The sequence below is a fragment of the Nonomuraea bangladeshensis genome, from assembly GCF_039529455.1.
GTDB lineage: Bacteria > Actinomycetota > Actinomycetes > Streptosporangiales > Streptosporangiaceae > Nonomuraea > Nonomuraea bangladeshensis.
Genome location: NZ_BAAAMV010000001.1, coordinates 211947 through 230851, shown reverse-complemented (window position 1 = coordinate 230851; position 18905 = coordinate 211947). Strand labels below are relative to the sequence as shown.

21 protein-coding genes and 1 pseudogene are annotated in these 18905 nt (G+C 72.4%); 14 read left to right on the top strand and 8 right to left on the bottom strand.

Annotated elements, in window-relative coordinates; all coding sequences use genetic code 11:
• Positions 1–35: 35 nt before the first annotated feature.
• Positions 36–869, bottom strand: coding sequence for an alpha/beta fold hydrolase (locus ABD292_RS00955; RefSeq protein WP_344204451.1), 834 nt, complete (start codon positions 867–869; stop codon positions 36–38).
• A gap of 94 nt (positions 870–963) precedes the next feature.
• Here ABD292_RS00955 and ABD292_RS00950 point away from each other — a divergent pair, with 94 nt between their 5' ends.
• Positions 964–1440 carry an SRPBCC family protein gene (locus ABD292_RS00950; RefSeq protein WP_344204448.1) on the top strand — a complete coding sequence of 159 codons (477 nt, stop codon included), beginning with the start codon at positions 964–966 and terminating at the stop codon, positions 1438–1440.
• Between the two features lie 113 nt (positions 1441–1553).
• On the opposite strand, the gene ABD292_RS00945 is transcribed toward ABD292_RS00950, so the two are convergent.
• Complete coding sequence (locus ABD292_RS00945) at positions 1554–2744, bottom strand: CoA transferase (RefSeq protein WP_344204445.1); 1191 nt, start codon at positions 2742–2744, stop codon at positions 1554–1556.
• Between the two features lie 152 nt (positions 2745–2896).
• Between ABD292_RS00945 and ABD292_RS00940 the strand changes: the two genes are divergently transcribed.
• From ABD292_RS00940 to ABD292_RS00910, 7 genes are all read left to right on the top strand, one after another.
• Positions 2897–3298: an STAS domain-containing protein gene (locus tag ABD292_RS00940; RefSeq protein ID WP_344204442.1), complete on the top strand. Its 402-nt coding sequence runs from the start codon at positions 2897–2899 to the stop codon at positions 3296–3298.
• Between the two features lie 29 nt (positions 3299–3327).
• The gene (locus ABD292_RS00935) at positions 3328–3876 is read left to right on the top strand and encodes a DUF2243 domain-containing protein (protein WP_344204440.1); all 549 of its coding nucleotides are present in this window, start codon (positions 3328–3330) and stop codon (positions 3874–3876) included.
• Positions 3840–4631 carry a cytochrome c oxidase assembly protein gene (locus tag ABD292_RS00930; protein ID WP_344204437.1) on the top strand — a complete coding sequence of 264 codons (792 nt, stop codon included), beginning with the start codon at positions 3840–3842 and terminating at the stop codon, positions 4629–4631. Before ABD292_RS00935 ends, ABD292_RS00930 begins: the two co-directional genes overlap by 37 nt.
• Positions 4632–4732: 101 nt before the next feature.
• A complete protein-coding gene (locus tag ABD292_RS00925; protein ID WP_344204435.1) occupies positions 4733–5500 on the top strand; it encodes an ABC transporter ATP-binding protein in 768 nt (255 codons plus the stop codon).
• A complete protein-coding gene (locus ABD292_RS00920) occupies positions 5485–7308 on the top strand; it encodes a hypothetical protein (RefSeq protein WP_344204433.1) in 1824 nt (607 codons plus the stop codon). The genes ABD292_RS00925 and ABD292_RS00920 overlap by 16 nt, the downstream gene beginning before the upstream one ends.
• Before the next feature lie 29 nt (positions 7309–7337).
• Positions 7338–8543: a sensor histidine kinase gene (locus ABD292_RS00915; RefSeq protein WP_344204430.1), complete on the top strand. Its 1206-nt coding sequence runs from the start codon at positions 7338–7340 to the stop codon at positions 8541–8543.
• The gene (locus tag ABD292_RS00910; protein ID WP_344204427.1) at positions 8540–9160 is read left to right on the top strand and encodes a response regulator; all 621 of its coding nucleotides are present in this window, start codon (positions 8540–8542) and stop codon (positions 9158–9160) included. Before ABD292_RS00915 ends, ABD292_RS00910 begins: the two co-directional genes overlap by 4 nt.
• Here ABD292_RS00910 and ABD292_RS00905 read toward each other — a convergent pair.
• Positions 9157–9627, bottom strand: coding sequence for a MarR family winged helix-turn-helix transcriptional regulator (locus tag ABD292_RS00905; protein ID WP_344204424.1), 471 nt, complete (start codon positions 9625–9627; stop codon positions 9157–9159). The genes ABD292_RS00910 and ABD292_RS00905 overlap by 4 nt on opposite strands.
• 30 nt (positions 9628–9657) lie before the next feature.
• Between ABD292_RS00905 and ABD292_RS00900 the strand changes: the two genes are divergently transcribed.
• Together ABD292_RS00900 and ABD292_RS00895 are read left to right on the top strand one after the other, a co-directional pair.
• Positions 9658–10755 (top strand): GNAT family N-acetyltransferase, encoded by a 1098-nt coding sequence (locus ABD292_RS00900; protein ID WP_344204422.1) that lies wholly within the window; start codon positions 9658–9660, stop codon positions 10753–10755.
• Between the two features lie 86 nt (positions 10756–10841).
• Positions 10842–12218 (top strand): glycoside hydrolase family 6 protein, encoded by a 1377-nt coding sequence (locus tag ABD292_RS00895; RefSeq protein WP_344204420.1) that lies wholly within the window; start codon positions 10842–10844, stop codon positions 12216–12218.
• Positions 12219–12253: 35 nt separating this feature from the next.
• On the opposite strand, the gene ABD292_RS00890 is transcribed toward ABD292_RS00895, so the two are convergent.
• A complete protein-coding gene (locus ABD292_RS00890) occupies positions 12254–12514 on the bottom strand; it encodes a hypothetical protein (protein ID WP_344204417.1) in 261 nt (86 codons plus the stop codon).
• Positions 12515–12702: 188 nt separating this feature from the next.
• Between ABD292_RS00890 and ABD292_RS00885 the strand changes: the two genes are divergently transcribed.
• Entirely contained in the window at positions 12703–13023 is a 321-nt protein-coding gene (locus tag ABD292_RS00885) for a helix-turn-helix transcriptional regulator (RefSeq protein WP_344204415.1), read from the top strand.
• Between the two features lie 250 nt (positions 13024–13273).
• Complete coding sequence (locus ABD292_RS00880) at positions 13274–14044, top strand: SigB/SigF/SigG family RNA polymerase sigma factor (RefSeq protein ID WP_020546016.1); 771 nt, start codon at positions 13274–13276, stop codon at positions 14042–14044.
• Between the two features lie 126 nt (positions 14045–14170).
• Here ABD292_RS00880 and ABD292_RS00875 read toward each other — a convergent pair.
• Both ABD292_RS00875 and ABD292_RS00870 read right to left on the bottom strand, forming a co-directional pair.
• Positions 14171–14368: pseudogene (locus tag ABD292_RS00875) on the bottom strand (DUF418 domain-containing protein); the annotation flags it as partial.
• Positions 14369–14376: 8 nt separating this feature from the next.
• Positions 14377–14700, bottom strand: a complete 324-nt coding sequence (locus ABD292_RS00870) for a hypothetical protein (protein ID WP_344204412.1) — start codon at positions 14698–14700, stop codon at positions 14377–14379.
• Between the two features lie 49 nt (positions 14701–14749).
• Here ABD292_RS00870 and ABD292_RS00865 point away from each other — a divergent pair, with 49 nt between their 5' ends.
• Positions 14750–15217 (top strand): hypothetical protein, encoded by a 468-nt coding sequence (locus ABD292_RS00865; RefSeq protein ID WP_344204409.1) that lies wholly within the window; start codon positions 14750–14752, stop codon positions 15215–15217.
• Positions 15214–15837: a flavin reductase family protein gene (locus ABD292_RS00860; protein WP_344204407.1), complete on the top strand. Its 624-nt coding sequence runs from the start codon at positions 15214–15216 to the stop codon at positions 15835–15837. Before ABD292_RS00865 ends, ABD292_RS00860 begins: the two co-directional genes overlap by 4 nt.
• Before the next feature lie 6 nt (positions 15838–15843).
• Here the strand turns inward: ABD292_RS00860 and ABD292_RS00855 are convergent, their stop codons facing one another.
• Positions 15844–16896 carry a trypsin-like serine peptidase gene (locus ABD292_RS00855; protein ID WP_344204405.1) on the bottom strand — a complete coding sequence of 351 codons (1053 nt, stop codon included), beginning with the start codon at positions 16894–16896 and terminating at the stop codon, positions 15844–15846.
• 105 nt (positions 16897–17001) lie between these two features.
• Entirely contained in the window at positions 17002–18801 is a 1800-nt protein-coding gene (locus ABD292_RS00850; protein WP_344204402.1) for a hydroxysqualene dehydroxylase, read from the bottom strand.
• Positions 18802–18905: the final 104 nt, after the last annotated feature.

The window sequence follows — 18905 nt, the reverse complement described above, 5'->3', positions numbered from 1 at the left end:
CGCGCACCCAGCGTTGAATCAGCCCGAAGCGGGCGTCATCCGAGCCGCCGGTCGAGGAAGCCGATCAGCGTGCGGGCCAGCGCCACCCGCTGGTCGGCGAGGGCGTGGTCGGTGTCGAGGACGTGGTGGTCGAGCAGGCTGCCGGGCTGGGCCGCGTACGCCTCGACCAGCGGCCGGTGGTGGACCTCGGGCGGCGCGACGGTGTCCAGGCCCGCGCCGACGAGCAGGACCGGGCGCCCGGCCAGCCGGTCGGCCAGGCCGGCCAGGCGGTAGGCGTCGCCGGCCGCCAGCATCTCGGCCACCAGGTCCTCGGCGCTGGTGCCGGCGAGCGGCAGCAGCTCGTCCCGCCACGCCTCGACGTAGGCGTCGGCGAGCGCGGGGTCGGCGCGGCAGGCGGCGGCGGCCGCGCCGAAGTCGAAGCCCGCGATCGACCCGGCGGCGGCCACCGACGGCAGCGCGGCCGCGGTCATGAGCGCGGCGAACCCGCCCGCGCTGTGCCCGACCACGGCCAGCCGGTCGGGGTCCAGGCGCCAGGCCGCGACGGTCGCGGGGTCGCGCATCGCGGCGACCGCCGCCGCCGCGTCCTCCAGCACGTGCGCCCAGGACCACGATCCGGCCGCGCCCCACGAGCCCCGGTAGTGGAACACCAGGGACGCGTAGCCGGCCCTGCGGGCGGCGTGCGCCAGGTCGAAGTTGCGCTCGTTGCCGGGGAAGCCGTGCAGCAGGATCAGCACGGGGTGCGGGCCGGGGCCGGCGGGCACGTGCAGGACGCCGGGCAGCGGCGTGCCGGCGCTGCCGACGGTAAGCGGGACCGTGGCCGCGCGCGGGCCGGGCACGTCGAGGGGGTCGGTGATGAGCGGGTCGGCCACGGTTGCTCCCTTAGATGGTACCGATCGGTTCGAGGAGGAGCGTAGCACCGCCGGGGGCGCTCCCTCGAAGGGGGCGAAACGTAGCATCTGGGGCGTGTCATCGTGCTTCGAGGTCGTGACCCTCATCCACGCCCCGCCCGAGCTCGTCTTCGACACCTCGCTGTCGGTCGAGCTCCACACCGCCTCGATGGCCGCCTCCCGCGAACGGGCGGTCGCCGGCGTCACCTCCGGCCTGCTCGGGCCCGGCGACCGGGTCACCTGGCGGGCCCGGCACTTCGGCGTCCCCTGGCGGATGACGTCGCTGATCAGCGGGTACGAGCGGCCCGCGTACTTCATGGACGAGCAGGTCGCGGGCCCGTTCCGGCGGTGGCGGCACGCGCACCACTTCGTCCTCGCGCCGGACGGGGAGGGGACGGTCATGCGGGACGTGGTCGACTTCGCCGCGCCCGCCGGGCCGCTCGGGGTCGTGGCGGAGGTCCTGGTGCTGCGCCGCTACCTGGCCCGGCTCATCCTGCTCCGCAACACCCACCTCAAGCGGATCACCGAGGAGACCGCCGCCCCGCCCGGCTGACGGCCGCGCCGCCCCGCCGGGCTGAGTGCCGCGCCGCCCCGCCCGGCTGGGTGCCGCGCCCCCCGCCCGGTTGAGTGCTGCGCCGCTCAGCCGATCACGCCGCCTCGCGGGGCTCAGCCGATCACGCCGTCCGCGCGCAGGGTCGCGACCTCCGACGGCGGCAGGTCCAGCAGCTCGCCCAGCACCGTCTCCGCGTCCGCCCCCAGCTCGGGGGCGGGCTCCGGCGGGGCCTGGCGGCCGTCGAGCACGAGCGGCGACCCCGGCGCGAGGTGCGGGCCGACGCCCGGCTGCGTCAGCTCGGCCATCAGCGGGTGCCGCGCCAGGCCCGTCGCCGTCTCGGCGAACGTCCGGTAGTGCGACCACAGCACCGACGTGCCCGCCAGCGCCTTGCCCGCCTCGGCCGCCGTCCGCGCGGCGAACCACGGCGCGAGCAGCCCGGCCAGCGCCTCCCGGTGCGTGTAGCGGTCGCGGTCGCGGCTGAAGTCGGCCGGCAGCGCCTCCTCCAATGCCGCGATGACCCGCTCCAGCCCGGTGACCGCCACCAGGTCGCGCCAGTGTCGCGCGGTGAGCGTGACGACCATGACGCGCCGCCCGTCGGAGGTGCCGAAGTCGCGGCCGAAGTCGCCGTACAGGTCGTTGCCGATGCGCGGCCGGGCCTCGCCGAGCTGGGCCTGCGCGAGGTAGCCGAGGTTGCCGGCGGTGGCGAGGGCCACGTCGTGCAGGGCGAGCTCGACGTGCCGGCCCTCTCCGGTCGCCGCCCGCCGCCGGTCGGCCGCCAGCAGGCCGATCGCCAGGTAGAGGCCGCACGCCACGTCCCAGGCGGGCAGCACGTGGTTGACCGGCCCGTCGTGATCCTCCGGGCCGGTCGCGTACGGGAAGCCCAGCTCGGCGTTGACCGTGTAGTCCACGGCGCTGCGCCCGTCGCGGTGGCCGAGCAGCCGCGCGTACACCAGGTCGGGCCGCCGCTCCCGCAGCTCCTCGTACGTCAGCCCCGGCCGCGGCGGCGCGTTGGTCACCAGCGTGCCCGCCGCGGCGGCGAGCCCGGCGACCAGCTCGCGGCCACGCGCCGAGCGCAGGTCCACGGTGAGCGAGCGCTTGCCCTTGTTGAGTCCCGCCCAGTAGAGGCTCCGGCCGGAGGGCGCGAGCGGCCAGCGCCCGATGTCGGGGCCGCCGCCGATCGGATCCACCCGTACGACGTCCGCGCCGAGCTGCGCCAGCGTCATCCCGCCGAGCGGCGCGGCGACGAAGCTCGACAGCTCGACCACCCGCAGCCCGGCCAGCGGCGCCGTCCGATCATCGATCACGCCCCAGACCCTACGCCGGGGCGTCCTTCCCGGACCACCGGCCGGAATCAGTGAAGATTTTCTACGGAAAAGTAATTCGTGTATTGTTCGTCGCGGTTACCGTGGAACAGCCGGGTCCCCCCGGGTCCCACGACACGGGCGAGGAGGCAGTGATGAGGCAGGTGCTGCATCCGCTCCAGGCGCACACGCGGCGGGGTGCGACCGGCCACGACGAGAGCGGAGCCGCCGAGCACCTGCTCCACGTCGATCCCCTCCTCCGCGTCACCTGCACCGTCCGTCCCGGCCCCTCGCTGGTCAGGGTCGTCGGCGAGATCGACCGCAGCAACGCCGCCGAGCTGCGGCGCACGCTGGAGCAGGCCCGGCGGATCGACGACGAGCTCGTCGTCGACGTCGGCGGGGTGAGCTTCACCGACGTCACCGGCCTGCGGGCGCTCGCGGCCTTCGCCGCCCCGGGCCGCGCGGTCGTCCGTGACGTCCCGCAGCAGATGGGCCGGTTGATGAAGCTCGTCGGGATGCCCGCGTTCGGCGAGCCGGTCGAGCCCCCCGTGGCGTGAGCCGCCGCCCGCGGGGTAGGCGGGTCGCCATGGCAGAGGAGAGTAGGGCCGGCGACGACCGGCGGCGCATCGCGCTGCCCGGCGTGGTGCTCGGCATCGGGCTCGGCGGGTTCGTCGACGGGATCCTGCTGCACCAGATCCTGCAGTGGCACCACATGCTGAGCAGCACGGACACCGACAACATCGGCGTGCGCGACTATCCGGTGACCACCGTGCCCGGCCTCCAGATGAACACCCTCTGGGACGGCCTGTTCCACACCTTCACCTGGATCGCGGTGCTGACCGGCATCGGGCTGCTGTACTCCCGGGTCACCGCCTCGCGCGGGCGGGTGTGGCGCTCGCGGGCGCTGTGGGGCTGGGTCCTCGTGGGGTGGGGGCTGTTCAACCTGGTCGAGGGCGTCGTGGACCACCACCTGCTGGGCATCCACCACGTACGGACCGGGCCGGGACAGCTCGCCTGGGACCTCGGGTTCCTGCTGTTCGGCGCGCTGCTCGTGGCGGGCGGCTGGGGTCTGCAGCGCGGGGCGCGGGTCGTCGACCTGTGCGAGCCGCGTACGGCGGCCGGCCCCCCGCGGTGACGCACCAGCACGAGCACACCGCCACCCTGCCGGTGCTGCTCGCCCTGCTGCTCGTCGGCTACCTCGTGGCGGCGGCGCGGACCCCGGGCTGGAGCCGGTGGCGGACGGCGGCGTTCACCGGCGGGGCGGCGCTCGCCGCGTTCGCGCTCACCGGGCCGCTCGCCGCGTACGCCGCGGCCGACTTCCGCGGCCACATGACGCAGCACCTGCTGGTGGCCATGCTCGCGCCGCTGGGCCTGGTGCTCGGCGCGCCGGTGACCCTGCTCCTGCGCGCGCTGCCCCGCCCGTACGCGCGCCGCCTCGGCGGCCTGCTGCGGGCCCGCGTGCCGCACCTGCTGGCGCACCCGGTCACCGCGCTCGTGCTGAGCACCGGCGGGATGATCGTGCTCTACTGCACGCCGCTCTACCGCGCCGCCCTGGTCACGCCGTGGCTGCACGAGCTGGTGCACGTGCACTTCCTGCTGTCGGGATGCCTGTTCGCGTGGGCGATCGCCGGTCCTGACCCCGCCCCGCGCCGCCCCTCGGTGCCGGCGCGCCTGGTCGTGCTGGGCGTGGCCGTCGCGGCCCACGCCGGCCTCTCCCAGCTCATGTACGCCGGGCTCGGGGTGGACCTGCCGGTGCCCGCCGCGCAGCGGACCGGCGCCGCCGAGATCATGTACTACGGCGGCGACCTCGCCGAACTCCTGCTGGCGGCCGTCCTGGTGGCCGGCTGGCGGCCGGCGAGGCGGATCGCGTACGCCCGCCGGCCGGGCTGACACGGCGTTCCGCATCAACCGATCGGTTGATGCCGGAATCCACCGTCTCGCTCCCCGCCCGGACGATCTGTCGCCCCCGGCCCCCGCGCGATGCTCAAGGCATGCCAACACACCAGGAGCCCGCCCTCCGCACGACGGGCCTCCGCAAAGCCTTCGGCGACCATCTGGCCGTGGACGACATCGACCTCACCGTCCCCGCCGGTTCCTTCTACGGTCTGGTCGGCCCCAACGGAGCCGGCAAGACCACCACCCTGGCCATGGCCGTCGGCCTGCTCCGCCCCGACGCCGGCAGCGCCGAGATCTTCGGCGTGGACGTCTGGCGGGACACCGTACGGGCCAAGGGACTGATCGGCGTGCTGCCCGACGGCAACGCCATGCCGGAGCGGCTGACCGGCCGCGAGGTCCTCACCTACCTCGGCCTGCTGCGCGGCCTCCAGCCCGACGTGGTCGCCGACCGCACCGACGAGCTCCTCCAGATCCTGGAGCTCGACGCCGCCGAGCGGACCCTGGTCATCGAGTACTCCACGGGCATGCGCAAGAAGATCGGCCTGGCGGTCGCCCTCCTGCACGCGCCCCGCCTGCTCGTCCTGGACGAACCGTTCGAGGCCGTCGACCCCGTCTCCGCGGCCACGATCAGGACGATCCTGCGCAGGTTCGCGGCCAATGGCGGCTCGGTGATCATCTCCAGCCACGTCATGGCCCTCGTCGAGCAGCTCTGCGACCACGTCGGCGTCATCTCCGACGGCCGGGTCGTGGCGGCCGGGCCGCTGGCCGACGTACGCGGCGCCGGAACCCTGGAGGACGCCTTCATCGACCTCGTCGGCGCCCGCGCCGGCGGAACGGAGGGGCTGGCATGGCTGACCTCGTGACCCCGGGCCCGGCCGCCCTGGCCCGGCACATGGTCCGCATGCGGCTGGCCCTCACCCGCAACTCCCTGCGCGGCGACAACGCCACCAACCTCTACGGCGGCGCCTCGCTCGGGCTGATCCTGGCCTTCGGGACGATCGCGGTCGCCGTCCTGTGGCCCGCCTACCTGCCCGTCACCCTGGCGGTGTGGCTCTCCGGCTGGATCTTCGGCCCCATCTTCATCGGCGGCGGCAACGAGGCCCTGCGGCCCGAGTACTTCTCGATGCTCCCGGCCACGCCGGGCCGGATCGCGGCGGCACTGCTCGCCGGGGCCTTCGCGGGCCCCGCGCCCGCGGTCAACCTCGTCGCCCTGCTGTCCCTGCCCGTGTACGGCTGGCGCTTCGGCCCGGCCGGAGTGCTCATCGGCCTGGTCGCGGCGGTCGCCACGCTCGTCACCATGGTGATGGTCTCCCGCGTCATCGTGGCGCTCATCGGCCTGTTCGTCAGGTCCCGTGCCACCGCGGTCGCCGTGGGCGTCCTGACCGGCACCGCCATCGCCCTGTGCAGCAACGGCTGGGCGCTCCTCGTGGCTCTCGGCGGTGCCGACACCGCCGCCTGGTCGGAGATCCTGGTCCGCGTCCTGCCCTCCGGGTGGGGGGTGGCGGCCGTGGAAGCGTCCTGGCCCCTCGCCCTCGCCATCCTCGCCGGCAACGCCGGCGTGATCGCCCTCCTCCTCGCCGCCTGGGCGGCCCTGCTGTCACGGCGCGTCGTGTCGGCCGTACGCGGCGGTGTGCCGCCCCGCCGCGGCGCGCCCCGGCCTTTCCCCACCGCCGGCGGCGCCCGCGTCGTGGCCGCCAAGGAACTGCGTGCCTGGTGGCGCGACCTCGTCCGCATCCAGCTCCTCGCGACCGCCTTCGCCTACGCGCTCGTCACCCCCCTCCTGCTCGTCACCATCGGCGTCTGGGCCATGGTCCCCTTCATGGGGCTCATCGCGATCGTGATGGCCGCCGCGTCCTCGGCCAACCTCTACGGCGCCGACGGGACCGCCCTGTGGCTCACCCTTATGACGCCGGGGGCGGAGCGGGCCGACGTACGCGGCCGTCAGCTGGCCTGGTTCCTCATCGTGGGCCCGGCGGCCGTCGTCCTCTCCGTGGCCGGCACCCTCGTCAGCGGCGAGACCTGGGCCTGGCCGTGGGTGCTCGGCCTGCTCCCCGCCCTCCTCGGCGGCGGCGCGGGAGTCGTCATCCTGCTCGCCGTCACCTCGCTCGTCCCCGGCACCGACCCCCACAAGCGCGGCGGCAACCCGCTCAGCACCGGCGCCGACGAGACCGCCGAGACCAGCCTCGCCTGGCTCGTGCTCGTCGCGGTTCCCACGACCGCCCTTCCCACGGCCGCCGCCGTCCTCCTGCACCCTTGGGCAGGCATCGCCACCGGGGTGCTGACCGGCGTGCTCTGCGCCTGGGGATTCGGCCGGATCGCCCACCGCAGGCTGGAGAGCCACGGGATCGAGCTGCTCAACCTCATGAAGCACGGCCCGGCGCCCCAGGCCGACAAGCCCTCCACCGCGGACCTGCCCATCCAGCACCGCATCGGCGTCACGGTCTGCTACACCATCGCCTGGCTTCCCCTGTTCCCCCAGGGGCTCGTGCCCCTGGTCATGAAGATCGTCGGCATCCAGGACCCCGTGTGGTTCCTCGCCCTCCATCTCCCGCCGGTCTGGCAATGGCCCACGATCATCTTCATGATCGCCCTGGGGCTGCTCATGTACGGTTACGCGATCTTGATCCCCATGCGCCTAAGCTCGTCCTCGTCGGACACCGCCACCGGGTGAAGCGATCCGAGAGAAGGGGCACTATCCACATGGACGACCCTTTCCCGCCCTCCACCTGGGAGCGACGCTTCGAGCGCATCGCCGAGATCGTCCCCTACATCACCCTCGCCGCCTCCCTCGTCATCAGCCTGGCCGCACCCGAGCGGCCGGCGGACGAGATCCCCCACACCCTCGCGCTCACCGCGCTGGCCCTCGCCTGGCTGCTCGGCGCCCGCCCCCTGCTCCATGCCGTGCGCAGGCGGCGGGTCGCCGTCACCGTTCACTTCGCCGGCGTCCTGGCCACCGCCGCGCTGCTGAGCTTCCACGACCCGATCTTCGTCATCTACTGCATCTCCGGCTACTTCCTCGCCGCCCACTTCGCTCCCTCCAAGTGGACCTTCGCCGCCGTCGCCGCCACCTCCGTCGTCCTGTACGGATCCACGCTCGACTGGACCCAGGCCACCCCTCAGCTCGTCGCCTTCCACCTGGCGATCGTCGCCGTGCAGACCGTCGCCATCGGCGGCGGCCACATCGCCGGCATCAGGATCGAGGACCGGCAGCGTAAATACCGCAAAGCGGTCAGCGACCTGCAGATCGCCCTGGAGGAGAACGCCGACCTGCACGCCCAGCTCCTCACCCAGGCCCACCAGGCCGGCATCCTCGACGAACGCCAGCGCATGGCACGCGAGATCCACGACACGCTCGCCCAGGGCCTCACCGGCATCATCACCCAGCTCCGCGCCGCCCAGCGCGTCGAGGACTCGGGCACCCACCTCGAACTCGCCCTCGACCTCGCCCAGGACAGCCTCACCGAGGCCCGCCGCTCCGTCGCCGCCCTCCAGCCCCACCAGCTGGAGGACGCCCATCTGCCCGAAGCCATGACCACCCTGGCCCGCAACTGGACCCAGACCACCGGCGTGGACCTCCACGTCGAGGTGACCGGCGACCGCGTCCCCCTCAGCCCGGCCATCGAGGTCACCCTGTTCCGTGTCGCCCAGGAGGCCCTCGCCAACGTCGCCAAGCACGCGGACGCCACCCGCGCCGGCCTCACCCTCTCCTACACCGGCGCCGTCGTGCTGCTCGACATCCGCGACGACGGCACCGGCATCGACAATCCCGACAGCGGCGGATTCGGACTCAGCAGCATGAGACAACGCCTGCGCGGCGTCGGCGGCACCCTCGAGGTCGAGAGCACGCCCGGCGAGGGCACCGCCGTCAGCGCCACCGTCCCCGCCCTCCAAGGAAACCCCCGGTGATCCGCCTCCTCATCGTCGACGACCACCCCATCGTCCGCCACGGCCTGCGCGCCGCCTTCGAAGCCGAGCCCGACATCCACGTCGCCGGCGAGGCCGGCAACGGCCGCGAAGCCGTCGACCGGGCCGCCGCGCTCCAGGTCGACATCGTCCTCATGGACCTGCGCATGCCCGAGATGGACGGCGTCACCGCCATCACCGCCCTGCGCCACTCCCACCCCCACATCAAGACCCTCGTCCTGACCACCTTCGACGGCGACTCCGACGTCCTGCCCGCCATCGAGGCCGGCGCCTCCGGCTATCTCCTCAAGGACGCCCCCACCGACGAGCTCCTGCGCGCCGTCCGCGCCGCGGCGGCCGGCGAGCCGGTCCTGTCGCCCTCCGTCGCGGGCCGCCTCATGGGCCAGGTACGCAAACCGGTCAAGGCCGCACTCACCGACCGCGAACTCCAGGTCCTCGCCCTCGTCGCCGACGGCGCATCCAACCGCCAGGCCGCCGCCAAGCTCTTCATCAGCGAGGCCAGCATCAAGACCCACCTGCTGCACATCTACGACAAACTGGGCGTCCGCGACCGCGCCGCGGCCGTCGGCGAGGGGTATCGCCGAGGCTTGCTCAGCTAGCCGCCGAAGGGTTCTTCCAGTTTGCGGGCGATCTCTTCCACGGCGGACAGGTCGGCGGGCGAGAGCCGGTCGATGACGTGGCGGCGGACCGATTCCAGGTGGGCCGGGGCGGCGTCCTCCAGCGTCTCCAGGCCGTGCTCGGTGAGAACGAGGTAGCAGCCCCGGCCGTCGTCCGGGTCGGGCTCGCGGCGCAGCAGGCCGCGGGCCTCCATGCGGGTGGCGTGCCGGGACAGCCGGCTGCGCGACCAGCCCATCTTGGCGGCCTGCTCGTGCAGGGTGCTGGTGCGGCCGGGATGCTCGGAGAGCGTGCTCAGCACCTCGTAGTCGGGCTCGGACAGGCCGAGCGCGGCCAGGTCGTGGGCGGTGCGGGTCTGGATCGCGATCATCATGCGGCGCAGGGCGCGCCAGGCGCGTTCCTCGTCCGCGTCGAGCCAGCGCACCGTCTCATGGGACCGCTTCGTTGACATGTAAACAAGATACCAGCTACGTTCGTTTCCATGTCAACGAAACCTCTTCGGGTCCTCGTCCTCGTGTGCAGCACCCGTCCCGGCGCCCTCGGCCCGGCGGTCGGCCGGTGGCTCATCGACGCGATCGCGCCGCGGGCCGCGGAGCTGGGCGTGGAGCTCCTGCCAGTCAGCCTCGGCGACCTCGCCCTGCCGTTCCTCGACGAGGAGGGCGAGCCGGGGGCCGGCGTCTACCAGCACGAGCACACCAGGCGGTGGAGCGCGACGGTGGACGCCGCGGACGGCTTCATCGCCGTCACCCCCGAGTACAACTACGGCATGCCGGCCGCCTTCAAGAACGCCCTCGACTACCTCGGCCGCGAATGGGCGTGGAAGCCGATGGGGTTCGTCAGCTACGGCAACACCTCGGCCGGCACCCGGTCGGTCCAGCACGCCAAGCAGGTCGTGACCACGCTGCGGCTGGTGCCGCTGGGCGCCACGGTCGCCCTGCGCATCGCCGACCAGATGCACGACGGGCGGTTCCGTCCGGACGCGGGGCGCGGCGCGGCCGCCGTCGGGGTCCTCGACGAGCTCGTCCGCCTCGCCCACGCCCTGCGGCCGATGCGCGAGCGGGTCCGCCCGGCCTCGCGGCCGGCGCCCCTGCCGGGCTCGTACGTGCGGACGCTGACCCCCGACGACGCCCCGGACGTCCTGGTGCTCCAGCGCTGCTGCTGGGTCGAGGAGGCGCTGGCCAACGACACCCTGGCCATCACCGCGCTGGAGGAGTCGCTGGAGCAGGTGCGCGCCTGGCTGGCCACCTGGCGGACGACGGGCCTGTGGCGGGACGGCCGGCTCCTCGGCATGGTGCGCACCCGCCGCGTGGACGACGACTGGCACGTGGGACGCCTCGGCGTCGTCCCCGACCTGCGCGGCCAGGGCGTCGGCCGCTGGCTGCTGCACGAGGCCGAAGCCGCCGCCGAGGCCGGCTGCCGCCGCGTCGTGCTGTCCACCGGCGCCAGGAGCGAGCGCAACATCCGCCTCTACCAGGCCGAGGGCTACCGCACGGAGTCGTCCGACGCCACGACGACCACCCTCGCCAAGCCGGTGCCCGCCGGCGTGCCCCGGTTGACGGGGGCTCCGGCTGGCGCGTAACGACTTTTCCCGACTTGTCACGAGATTTGCTGATCTCTGTGATCCTGGGCTTCGCGACTTTCAGGACGCCCAGAAGGGAACTCTTCGTGCGACTGTTAACCCGCCTGATCGCGGTGGCCACGACCGTGACCGCGTTGTCCGCGGTCCCCGCCGCCGCGGCGCCCCAGCTGGTGGTCAACGGCACGTTCACGGCCGGCACCGCGCCCTGGTGGAACTCGGCGAACACCTCGATGACCGTGGACGCGGGCCGGCTGCGGGTCACCGTGACCGGCGGCACCGCCAACCCGTGGGACGCGATGGTGGCCCAGAACGACATCCCCCTGGCCCAGGGCAAGGCGTACACCCTCTCGTTCGACGCCTCGGCCTCGGCCGCGGTCACCGCGGTCACCACCGTGCAGCTCGCCGACGCCCCCTACACCAACACGCTGACCAGGTCGCTCTCGCTCTCCACGACGAGCAAGCGCTTCAGCTTCCCCTTCACCTCCGGCCTCGGCACCACGGCCGGGCAGGTGTCGTTCCAGCTCGGCAAGAACGCCGGCTTCAGCTTCTTCCTGGACAACGTCTCGCTGACCGAGCAGTCCCCGTCGGGGCCGGTCGCCATGACCGACGGCTTCTACGTCGACCCCGGCTCCAACCCGGCGACCTGGGTGCGGAGCAACCCCGGAGACTCCCGGGCCGCGCGAATCCAGTCGGCCATCGCGTCCAAGCCGATGGCCCGCTGGATCGGCGGCTGGAGCGGCGACGTCGGGGCCGCCGTGTCCGCGTACGTGTCCGCGGCGGACGCGGCCGACAAGCTCCCGGTGCTGGTCGCGTACAACATCCCGGGCCGCGACGCGTGCGGCGGGCACTCCGGGGGAGGGGCCGGCAGCGAGGCCGAGTACAAGAGCTGGATCTCCGCGTTCGCGTCCGGCATCGGCGCCCGGCCCGCCGTCGTGATCATCGAGCCCGACTCCCTGGGCGACTTCGCCTGCATGGACGACGCCGCCGTGCAGGCGCGCAACCGCATGCTGACGTACGCGACCGAGCAGTTCCGCGACAAGGCGCCCAACACCTGGGCCTACCTCGACGCGGGCAACGCCGGCTGGGTCGCGGCGGGGACGATGGCGACCCGGCTGAGCAACGCGGGCGTGGGCAACATCCGCGGCTTCGCCGTGAACGTCTCCAACTACTACCCGACCGCCCAGTCGGCCGCCTACGCGTCCTCGGTCAGCGGGGCGCTCGGCAGCGGGGCCAAGTGGGTGATCGACACCAGCCGCAACGGCAAGGGCTCCAACGGCGAGTGGTGCAACCCCGCAGGCCGACAGCTCGGCACGCCCGCCCAGGTCGGCGGCGACGGCGGCACCGAGATGCTGCTGTGGGTGAAGGTCCCCGGCGACTCCGACGGCAACTGCGGCATCGCCCCGGACACACCGGCCGGTCAGTTCAGCCCGGCCCTCGCCGTCCGCCTGATCGACGGCACCTGATGATCTCGCGGGGGTCTCGCCCGGGACCCCCGCACCTAGCCGGGGCGGCGGTGCTCGCCCACCAGATGGCCGTTGTGGCGGACGCGCGCGGCCGCGTAGGGGCTGAGGGAACGGGTGACGAACGACTCGGCGATGCTGTCGGCGTGCCGGCGGTCCACGCCCCAGCCGATCGTGTGCCAGTCGCCCTGGTCGTCGCCGTCGGCGAGGTCGAGCACGGTGATCTCGAAGAGCTGGTCGGCCGGAGCAGGGGTGCAGGAAACGTGCCTGGTGCCCGTGTCGGTAGCCGGTCGCTCCATGCGGCACTCCTTTCGGTTCCGGAAGAAGGTGTTACCGCGCTGCGGCCACGGAAACATCTCCGGCCCCGCCAGGCTCGGCGGCTCGCTGATACCGGAAGAGAAGTTCGTTATAGGATCTTCCGCAGAAGAGCCTCAAGTCTCGTTCGAACAGGGCTGGGGCACCGCCCGAGCCGGGAGCATGAGATCAGGTGAGCGCCTCGCAGGAACGTCCTTCCACTTGGACCTTCCTCACCCATCACGCCCGGGTCCTGCTGGAGATCGCGCGGGACCCGGAGGCGCGGCTGCGTGACATCGCCGCCACCATCGGCATCACCGAGCGGGCGGTGCAGGGCATCGTGTCCGACCTGCACGACGCCGGCTACCTGTCGCGCGAGCGCGTGGGCCGGCGCAACCACTACAGCCTCAACCTCGACCAGTCCTTCCGCTATCCGACCGAGGCCAACCTGCCGGTCCGCCTGCTCATCGACATGTTCACCCAGCACGACCTGCCGGGCGAGAAGACCTCCTGACGGGGACGCCCGCGCCCGCGGGCTTGCCTGTCCTTGGTGTGATGGGGGTAGAGTGGACCCGGTACCAAGAAGGACGAGATCGGTTGTGATGGTTTCGTTACCTGGAACCGTGATAAAAAAGAACTGATTGGGAATCTCCCTTCACGAAGTCCAGCAGAGGGCTTCAGCTCACGCGACAAACGTGGTGTGCCTCTGCCTGGGCTTTTTTGCCGTCCGCAGGGGCGCCTCAGATCTACTCTCGGAGTATCAGATGGCAGTCCTGGACATCGCACTCGAAGAGATGACGGCCGAGCAGCTTCTGGTCGAGATGAACCGGCCCGAGACCTCCGACCTGCACCAGGTGCGGATCCGCGAGCGTCTTGTGGACATGTACAGCGGCCTGGTCAACGAGGTCACCCGCCGCTACTACCACCGCGGTGAGCCCATGGAGGACCTGCGTCAGGCCGCGTACGTCGGCCTGATGAAGGCCATCAACGGTTTCGACCCGGAGCTCGGGCACGAGTTCCGCGGCTACGCGATGATCACCATGGTCGGCGAGGTCAAGCGCCACTTCCGCGACCGCACCTGGGCCATCCGGGTGCCGCGCGTCTACCAGGAGCGCCGGCTTGAGCTGAACAAGGCCACCGCCGAGCTGACCCAGACCCTCGGCCACTCGCCGACCGTCGCCGAGCTGGCCGCGAAGATGGGCATCTCCGAGGAGGACGTGCTGCTCACGCTCGACGCGTCGTCGGCCTACAACACGCTGTCGCTGGACGCGCCGGTCGGCGGCGAGGAGGACGCGGCCGACCTGGGCGACTTCATCCCCGCGCAGGACGACGCGCTGGACAACATGCTGGGCGCGCACGCGGTCAAGCCGCTCATCGACGCCCTGCCGGAGCGGGAGCGCAACATCCTGCTGATGCGCTTCTACGGCAACATGACCCAGTCCGAGATCGCGGCCGAGTTCGGGATCTCCCAGATGCACGTCTCCCGCATCCTGCGCGCCGTGCTGGCCAAGCTGCGCAAGGCCCTGCAGGACTGACCCCCCGGTCTCCGGCCCCCTCCGACGGGGCCGGGGCCGCGGAGGGCTCAGGCGCCTCGGCGTCGGCACCCAGAAGGCGGAGAACAGCCACTGGACGGTGAGGATGGGGGCGGCGATCAGGATGACCGTCGTGGAGGGCCAGTCGCCCGGCCGGCCGCCGATGAGGTGACCGCCCGCCAGGACGAGGAGCGTGGCGGTCAGATAGTTGGTCAGCGCCATGCGGCCGAGCGGTGCGAACACGGCCTGCAGCGCCGGCCGGAGCGGTGTCCTGAGCAGCAGCAGGACGAGGCATACGTACACGCCCGCGAGGAGTAGTCCGGCCACGACGGAAGCTAGCCGGACGACCGGGCCGGCGGGTGACCCTGATGCCTGGACCCACAGAGCGGGCGCCGCTCCGCCGCCAAGGCCGCCGCCAGGAGGGCGGGCACGCGGGTGGACCGGTCGATCCTGCCGATCACGCCGTACCGGACCAGCGCCGAGCCCAGCAGGAACAGCGCGGGCACCATGGCGTAGAAGCCGCCGATGAGCAGTGACGTCACCAGGAGCGCGGCGGAGAGCCCGGCCACGGCCCAGCGCGGCAGCCAGGACGAGGGCAGCAGGACCAGCAGGCCGAGGACGGCGTACACGGTCAGGATCTCGCCCTGCCACAGGAGCACGTAGTGCGCCAGGCCGATCGCGAGCAGCGGAGGCTGGCAGGCTGATCCTGTGGCAGGTGACCGGTTCCGGGATCGGCGCGAACGGAAGTACGCCTACGACTTCATCGACGAGGTGCTGGTGCGCTGTCCCCGGTGCGACGGCTGCGCGCTCGTCCTCTCGCGGCGCCTGTGCTGCGGGGAGTGCGGCTACGTCGACGACGAGCCGGACGGGTCCGTCGTCGTCGGCGGTCCGGTCGATCCCTTCTTCCGGCGGCCGGTCTGGTTGCAGGCGAGCTGCCGCGGACACGTGCTGTGGGCGTACAACGTCCGGCATCTCGACCTCCTGGAGTCCTACGTCGCCGCGAAGCTGCGCGAACGTGGGGACGTCGTGGCCGGGGCTCCGGCCAGCCTGGTCGAGCGGCTGCCGACGTGGCTCAAGACCGCCAAGAACCGGGCCGAGGTCCTGCGTACGATCGCGCGCCTGCGCGCGACGCTTCGACCGGGGCTTGAATGTCGCCTTCCTAGGCTGCCTTCATGACCGCACCCCATATCGCCATCAACCCCAGCATCCTGTACTTCGGAACCCCGGTCGTGCTCCTGACGACCGAGAACGCGGACGGCTCGGCCAACCTCGCGCCGATCTCCTCGGCGTGGGCGCTCGGCCAGGTGGTGGTGCTCGGGCTCGGCGCCGAGGGCCAGAGCGCGCGCAACCTCGCCGAGCGCGCCGGCCTGGTGATCAACCTGCCCGCCCCGCACCAGTGGGAGGCGGTGGAGCGGCTCGCCCCGCTCACCGGCCGTGACCCGGTGCCGGCGAGCAAGCCCGCCGACTGCCGGTTCGAGCCCGACAAGTTCGGCGCGGCGGGGCTGCGGGCCGAGCCGTCGGAGACGGTACGGCCCCCGCGCGTGGCCGAGTGCCCCATCCAGCTGGAGGCCAGGGCCGAGCGGGTGGGGGAGGCCGTCTCGGGCGGGTTCGTCATCGTCGAGGCCGCGGTCGGCAGGGTGCACGCCGATCCGCGCCTCGTCGTACCCGGCACCGACCACGTGGACCCGGCCGCGTGGAGCCCGCTCATCTACAACTTCCGCCACTACTTCGGGCTCGGCGCGGAGCTGGGCCACTCCTACCGCAGCCAGACGCCGCGGGAGGCGGGCGCCGGGTGAGCACGGTTACTGGGCGCCGACGTTCTGGGCCGCCCGGTAGACGGCCATCGCCTCGTTGCCGAAGAACGGGCCGAACATGAAGTTCGGCGCGAAGTCGTACTTGAAGCTGTTGACCGAGTTGAGCCAGCCCTGCCCCGTGGAGGCGTTGAAACCGGCGAACCAGGGGCCGCCGCTGGAGCCGCCGGTCATGTTGCAGCGCAGCCCGAGGTCCCTGGTCTGCACGGTGTCGTCGATGGCGCGCCCGCTGCAGTAGATGAGCCGCGAGCCGTCGAACGGGGCCGCCGCCGGATAGCCGAAGGAGAACATCTGCCGTCTCCTCGGCTGGTTGAACGCCACGCCCTGCCCGCCCACCACGTCCGTGAGCGAACGTCCCTGGAGCGGCGCGACCACGGCGGCGGCGACGTCGAAGTTGATGTTCTCGTTGGCATTCCACTGCTGGGTGGTCAGCAGTGTGGTCGCCACCCAGGTCCCGAACGGGCGGCGGCCGTTGTCGAAGCCGGGCACGAACACCCAGTTGCGGTGCGCGGCCCCGTTGAGCTTCACACAGTGCCCCGCGGTCATCACGACGCTCTCGTTGGCGCTGGTGACCGCGGTGCCGGAGCAGGCGGAGTTGCGGCCGTCGGCCGTGGTGAAGAAGACCCGGCCGACGGTGCGGGTCACCGCGCCGCCGTCGGTCCAGCGCAGGCCGGGGCTGTTCTGCAGCACCTCGGCCGTGCGCTCGGCCGACACCGGGCGGACCGCGTACGAGCGGCCCTGCGTCGGGGTGGACGACGCGCCGCGGGTCGCCCACGGGGTGCCCTGGGTGGGCCCGGATCCGCCGGAGCGGCGGATCTCAGGCGTGTCCAGCGGCTGCGCCGCCAGCATGCGCTGGGGCGTCCAGTACGACAGGACGGTCCTGCGTTCCGAGGCCGAGTCCGCGCCCGCCCAGCCGACGGGGTTGCGGTCGAACCCGCCAGTGGTGCTGCTGGTGGTGCTGGACGCCTGGGCCGAGGCCGCCGGGACGAGTGCGCCGGCCACGGCGATCGCGGCGGCGGAGAGCAGGGCGACTCTGCGGTGCATGACGTACCTCCTGAAACCGAATAGTTGCCGTTTGGAGGTACGTACGAGAAAGAGCAAGTTCCTCAAGACATGCCGGAATGGATATGGATCCCCCGGAGCTCGGGGTCAGTGGCCCGGCCAGTACGGGGCGAGCAGGTCGAACCGGTTGGGCAGGCCGAGCAGGTAGCGGATGTCGTCGGAGTCGTGGATGGGCTTGAACTCGCGCGGCAGGTAGAGCTCGTACAGCCGGGCGCGGCTCGCCGAGGACCCGGTCGCGTCGAGGACGGCGTTGGCCGCCATCCGGCCCGCCTCGTTGCCGCCCTCCATGGTGGCCAGGTTGATGCTGTTGCGTACGTAGTCGGCGGCCAGGTAGAAGTTCGGGATCGCGGTCGTGGCGTTCGGACGGTTGGACCAGGACGAGGTGCTGTTGATGAGCAGCGGCTCGTCGTTGGCCACGGCCGAGGTGCCCTCGCCGGTGATCGCCGGGTCCACGAACCACGAGTGCACGATCGAGTCGGGCAGCAGCGCCGCGCCGTTGGGCAGGGCCGAGCGCACCTGGGCCAGCACCTCCTGGACGATCTGCGGCCGGGTGCACTGCTTGGCGGTCTTGCCGAACAGGATGCCGGGCGTGTTCCAGTCCGACAGGTCCAGCGACAGGCAGTCGACGGCGGTGCCGTCGCCGTAGGTCGCGGGGAAGTTCGTGGTCCAGAACTGCGCCTGGCTGATCGAGGTGAGCGCCCACGGCGTGGCCGCGAAGATGAGGTGGCCCTCGGCGATCGGCCGGGGCTGCCTGAGATAGATCATCACCCCGTTCATCCAGTCGGTCTGCAGGTGGTCGAGCCGGGCCAGCGCCGGGTCCGCCGTCTTCATGGCGGACGACAGCAGCGGCCGGATCCGCTCGACCGGCAGGGCGGCCACGTAGTGGTCGGCCGTGACGGTGGAGACGGCGCCGGTGGGGCCGGTCACCTGGGCGCCGGTGACCCGGCCGCCGGAGTAGGTGAAGCCGGTCGCGGTCCAGCCGAGCTTGAACTGCACGCCCATCGAGGTGAGGTGGTCGATCCAGGGGGTGAGCCACACGTCGCTGGAGGGGCCGTTCAGCACCATGTCCGGCGGCCCGTACGGGCCGAGGCCGAGCCCGCTGTAGATGAGGGCCTCGAACATCAGGCCCATGGTGCGGGTGTTGGCGAGGTCCGGCTGCGCGGCGACCAGGGAGGCGGTGAACATGCGCACCAGCAGGTCCTGGTACTGCTGCGACATCTGGCTCGCCTTGATGAAGTCGGAGAAGCCCATGTTCTCCCACTGGCCGAGCCGCCGCCGCGGGCCGCTGGTGATGAACGTGACCAGCTTCGAGATGAAAAAGTTGATCTCGGTGAGCGGGACCGTGGTGAGCGCCGTCAGCGCGGTGCGTAAGTAGTCGCCGATGGCCTCGGGGGTGATCGCGCCGAGGTCGCCGGGGATGGGGACGCGCAGCTCCTTCCCCTTGTACGCGATCACCTCCAGGCTCGCGGGGACCAGGTTGTCGCGGACGGTGCCGGAGCCGTACGGGATGCGGCTCATCGTCTCGGGCAGGTTCTGGTAGAAGCCGGGGAAGAACCGGAAGCCGTGCTCGCCGGGCAGGTCCTTGCGGCCGCCCGTGCCGGTGCCGGGGACGGGGATGCTCCGCGACTTGCCGCCGAGCGCCTTGCGTTCGTACACGGTGACCTGGAAGCCGCGCTCGGCCAGCTCGTGGGCGGCGCTCAGGCCGCCCATGCCGGCGCCGAAGATCGCCACGTTCTTGCCCGCTGCGGCGCTCACCAGGGCCGGGGCGGCGGCCCTCGCGCCCGGCATGCCCCATAGCGGGCCGGTCGCCGCGCCGACCGCGGTGGCCATCGCCCCCGTCACGAACCGCCGCCGCCCGATGCCGTCCCGGCTCTGCTGTTGCTCCATGGCCGTTCCCTTTCGCACCCGCTAACCGACACTGCTGTTGGTTCAGCTAGCCGTGACGATGAACGGCCGGATCACACCTGTCAAGGGTGCGGTGTGCGGATCAA

Excerpts from the sequence above, each read along its gene's own strand:
- ABD292_RS00940 (WP_344204442.1), top strand. The coding sequence starts at position 2,897 with ATGAGGCAGGTGCTGCATCCGCTCCAGGCGCACACGCGGCGGGGTGCG.
- ABD292_RS00935 (WP_344204440.1), top strand. The coding sequence starts at position 3,328 with ATGGCAGAGGAGAGTAGGGCCGGCGACGACCGGCGGCGCATCGCGCTG.
- ABD292_RS00925 (WP_344204435.1), top strand. The coding sequence starts at position 4,733 with ATGCCAACACACCAGGAGCCCGCCCTCCGCACGACGGGCCTCCGCAAA.
- ABD292_RS00920 (WP_344204433.1), top strand. The coding sequence starts at position 5,485 with ATGGCTGACCTCGTGACCCCGGGCCCGGCCGCCCTGGCCCGGCACATG.
- ABD292_RS00915 (WP_344204430.1), top strand. The coding sequence starts at position 7,338 with ATGGACGACCCTTTCCCGCCCTCCACCTGGGAGCGACGCTTCGAGCGC.
- ABD292_RS00905 (WP_344204424.1), bottom strand. The coding sequence starts at position 9,627 with ATGTCAACGAAGCGGTCCCATGAGACGGTGCGCTGGCTCGACGCGGAC.
- ABD292_RS00900 (WP_344204422.1), top strand. The coding sequence starts at position 9,658 with ATGTCAACGAAACCTCTTCGGGTCCTCGTCCTCGTGTGCAGCACCCGT.
- ABD292_RS00890 (WP_344204417.1), bottom strand. The coding sequence starts at position 12,514 with ATGGAGCGACCGGCTACCGACACGGGCACCAGGCACGTTTCCTGCACC.
- ABD292_RS00880 (WP_020546016.1), top strand. The coding sequence starts at position 13,274 with ATGGCAGTCCTGGACATCGCACTCGAAGAGATGACGGCCGAGCAGCTT.
- ABD292_RS00860 (WP_344204407.1), top strand. The coding sequence starts at position 15,214 with ATGACCGCACCCCATATCGCCATCAACCCCAGCATCCTGTACTTCGGA.
- ABD292_RS00855 (WP_344204405.1), bottom strand. The coding sequence starts at position 16,896 with ATGCACCGCAGAGTCGCCCTGCTCTCCGCCGCCGCGATCGCCGTGGCC.
- ABD292_RS00850 (WP_344204402.1), bottom strand. The coding sequence starts at position 18,801 with ATGGAGCAACAGCAGAGCCGGGACGGCATCGGGCGGCGGCGGTTCGTG.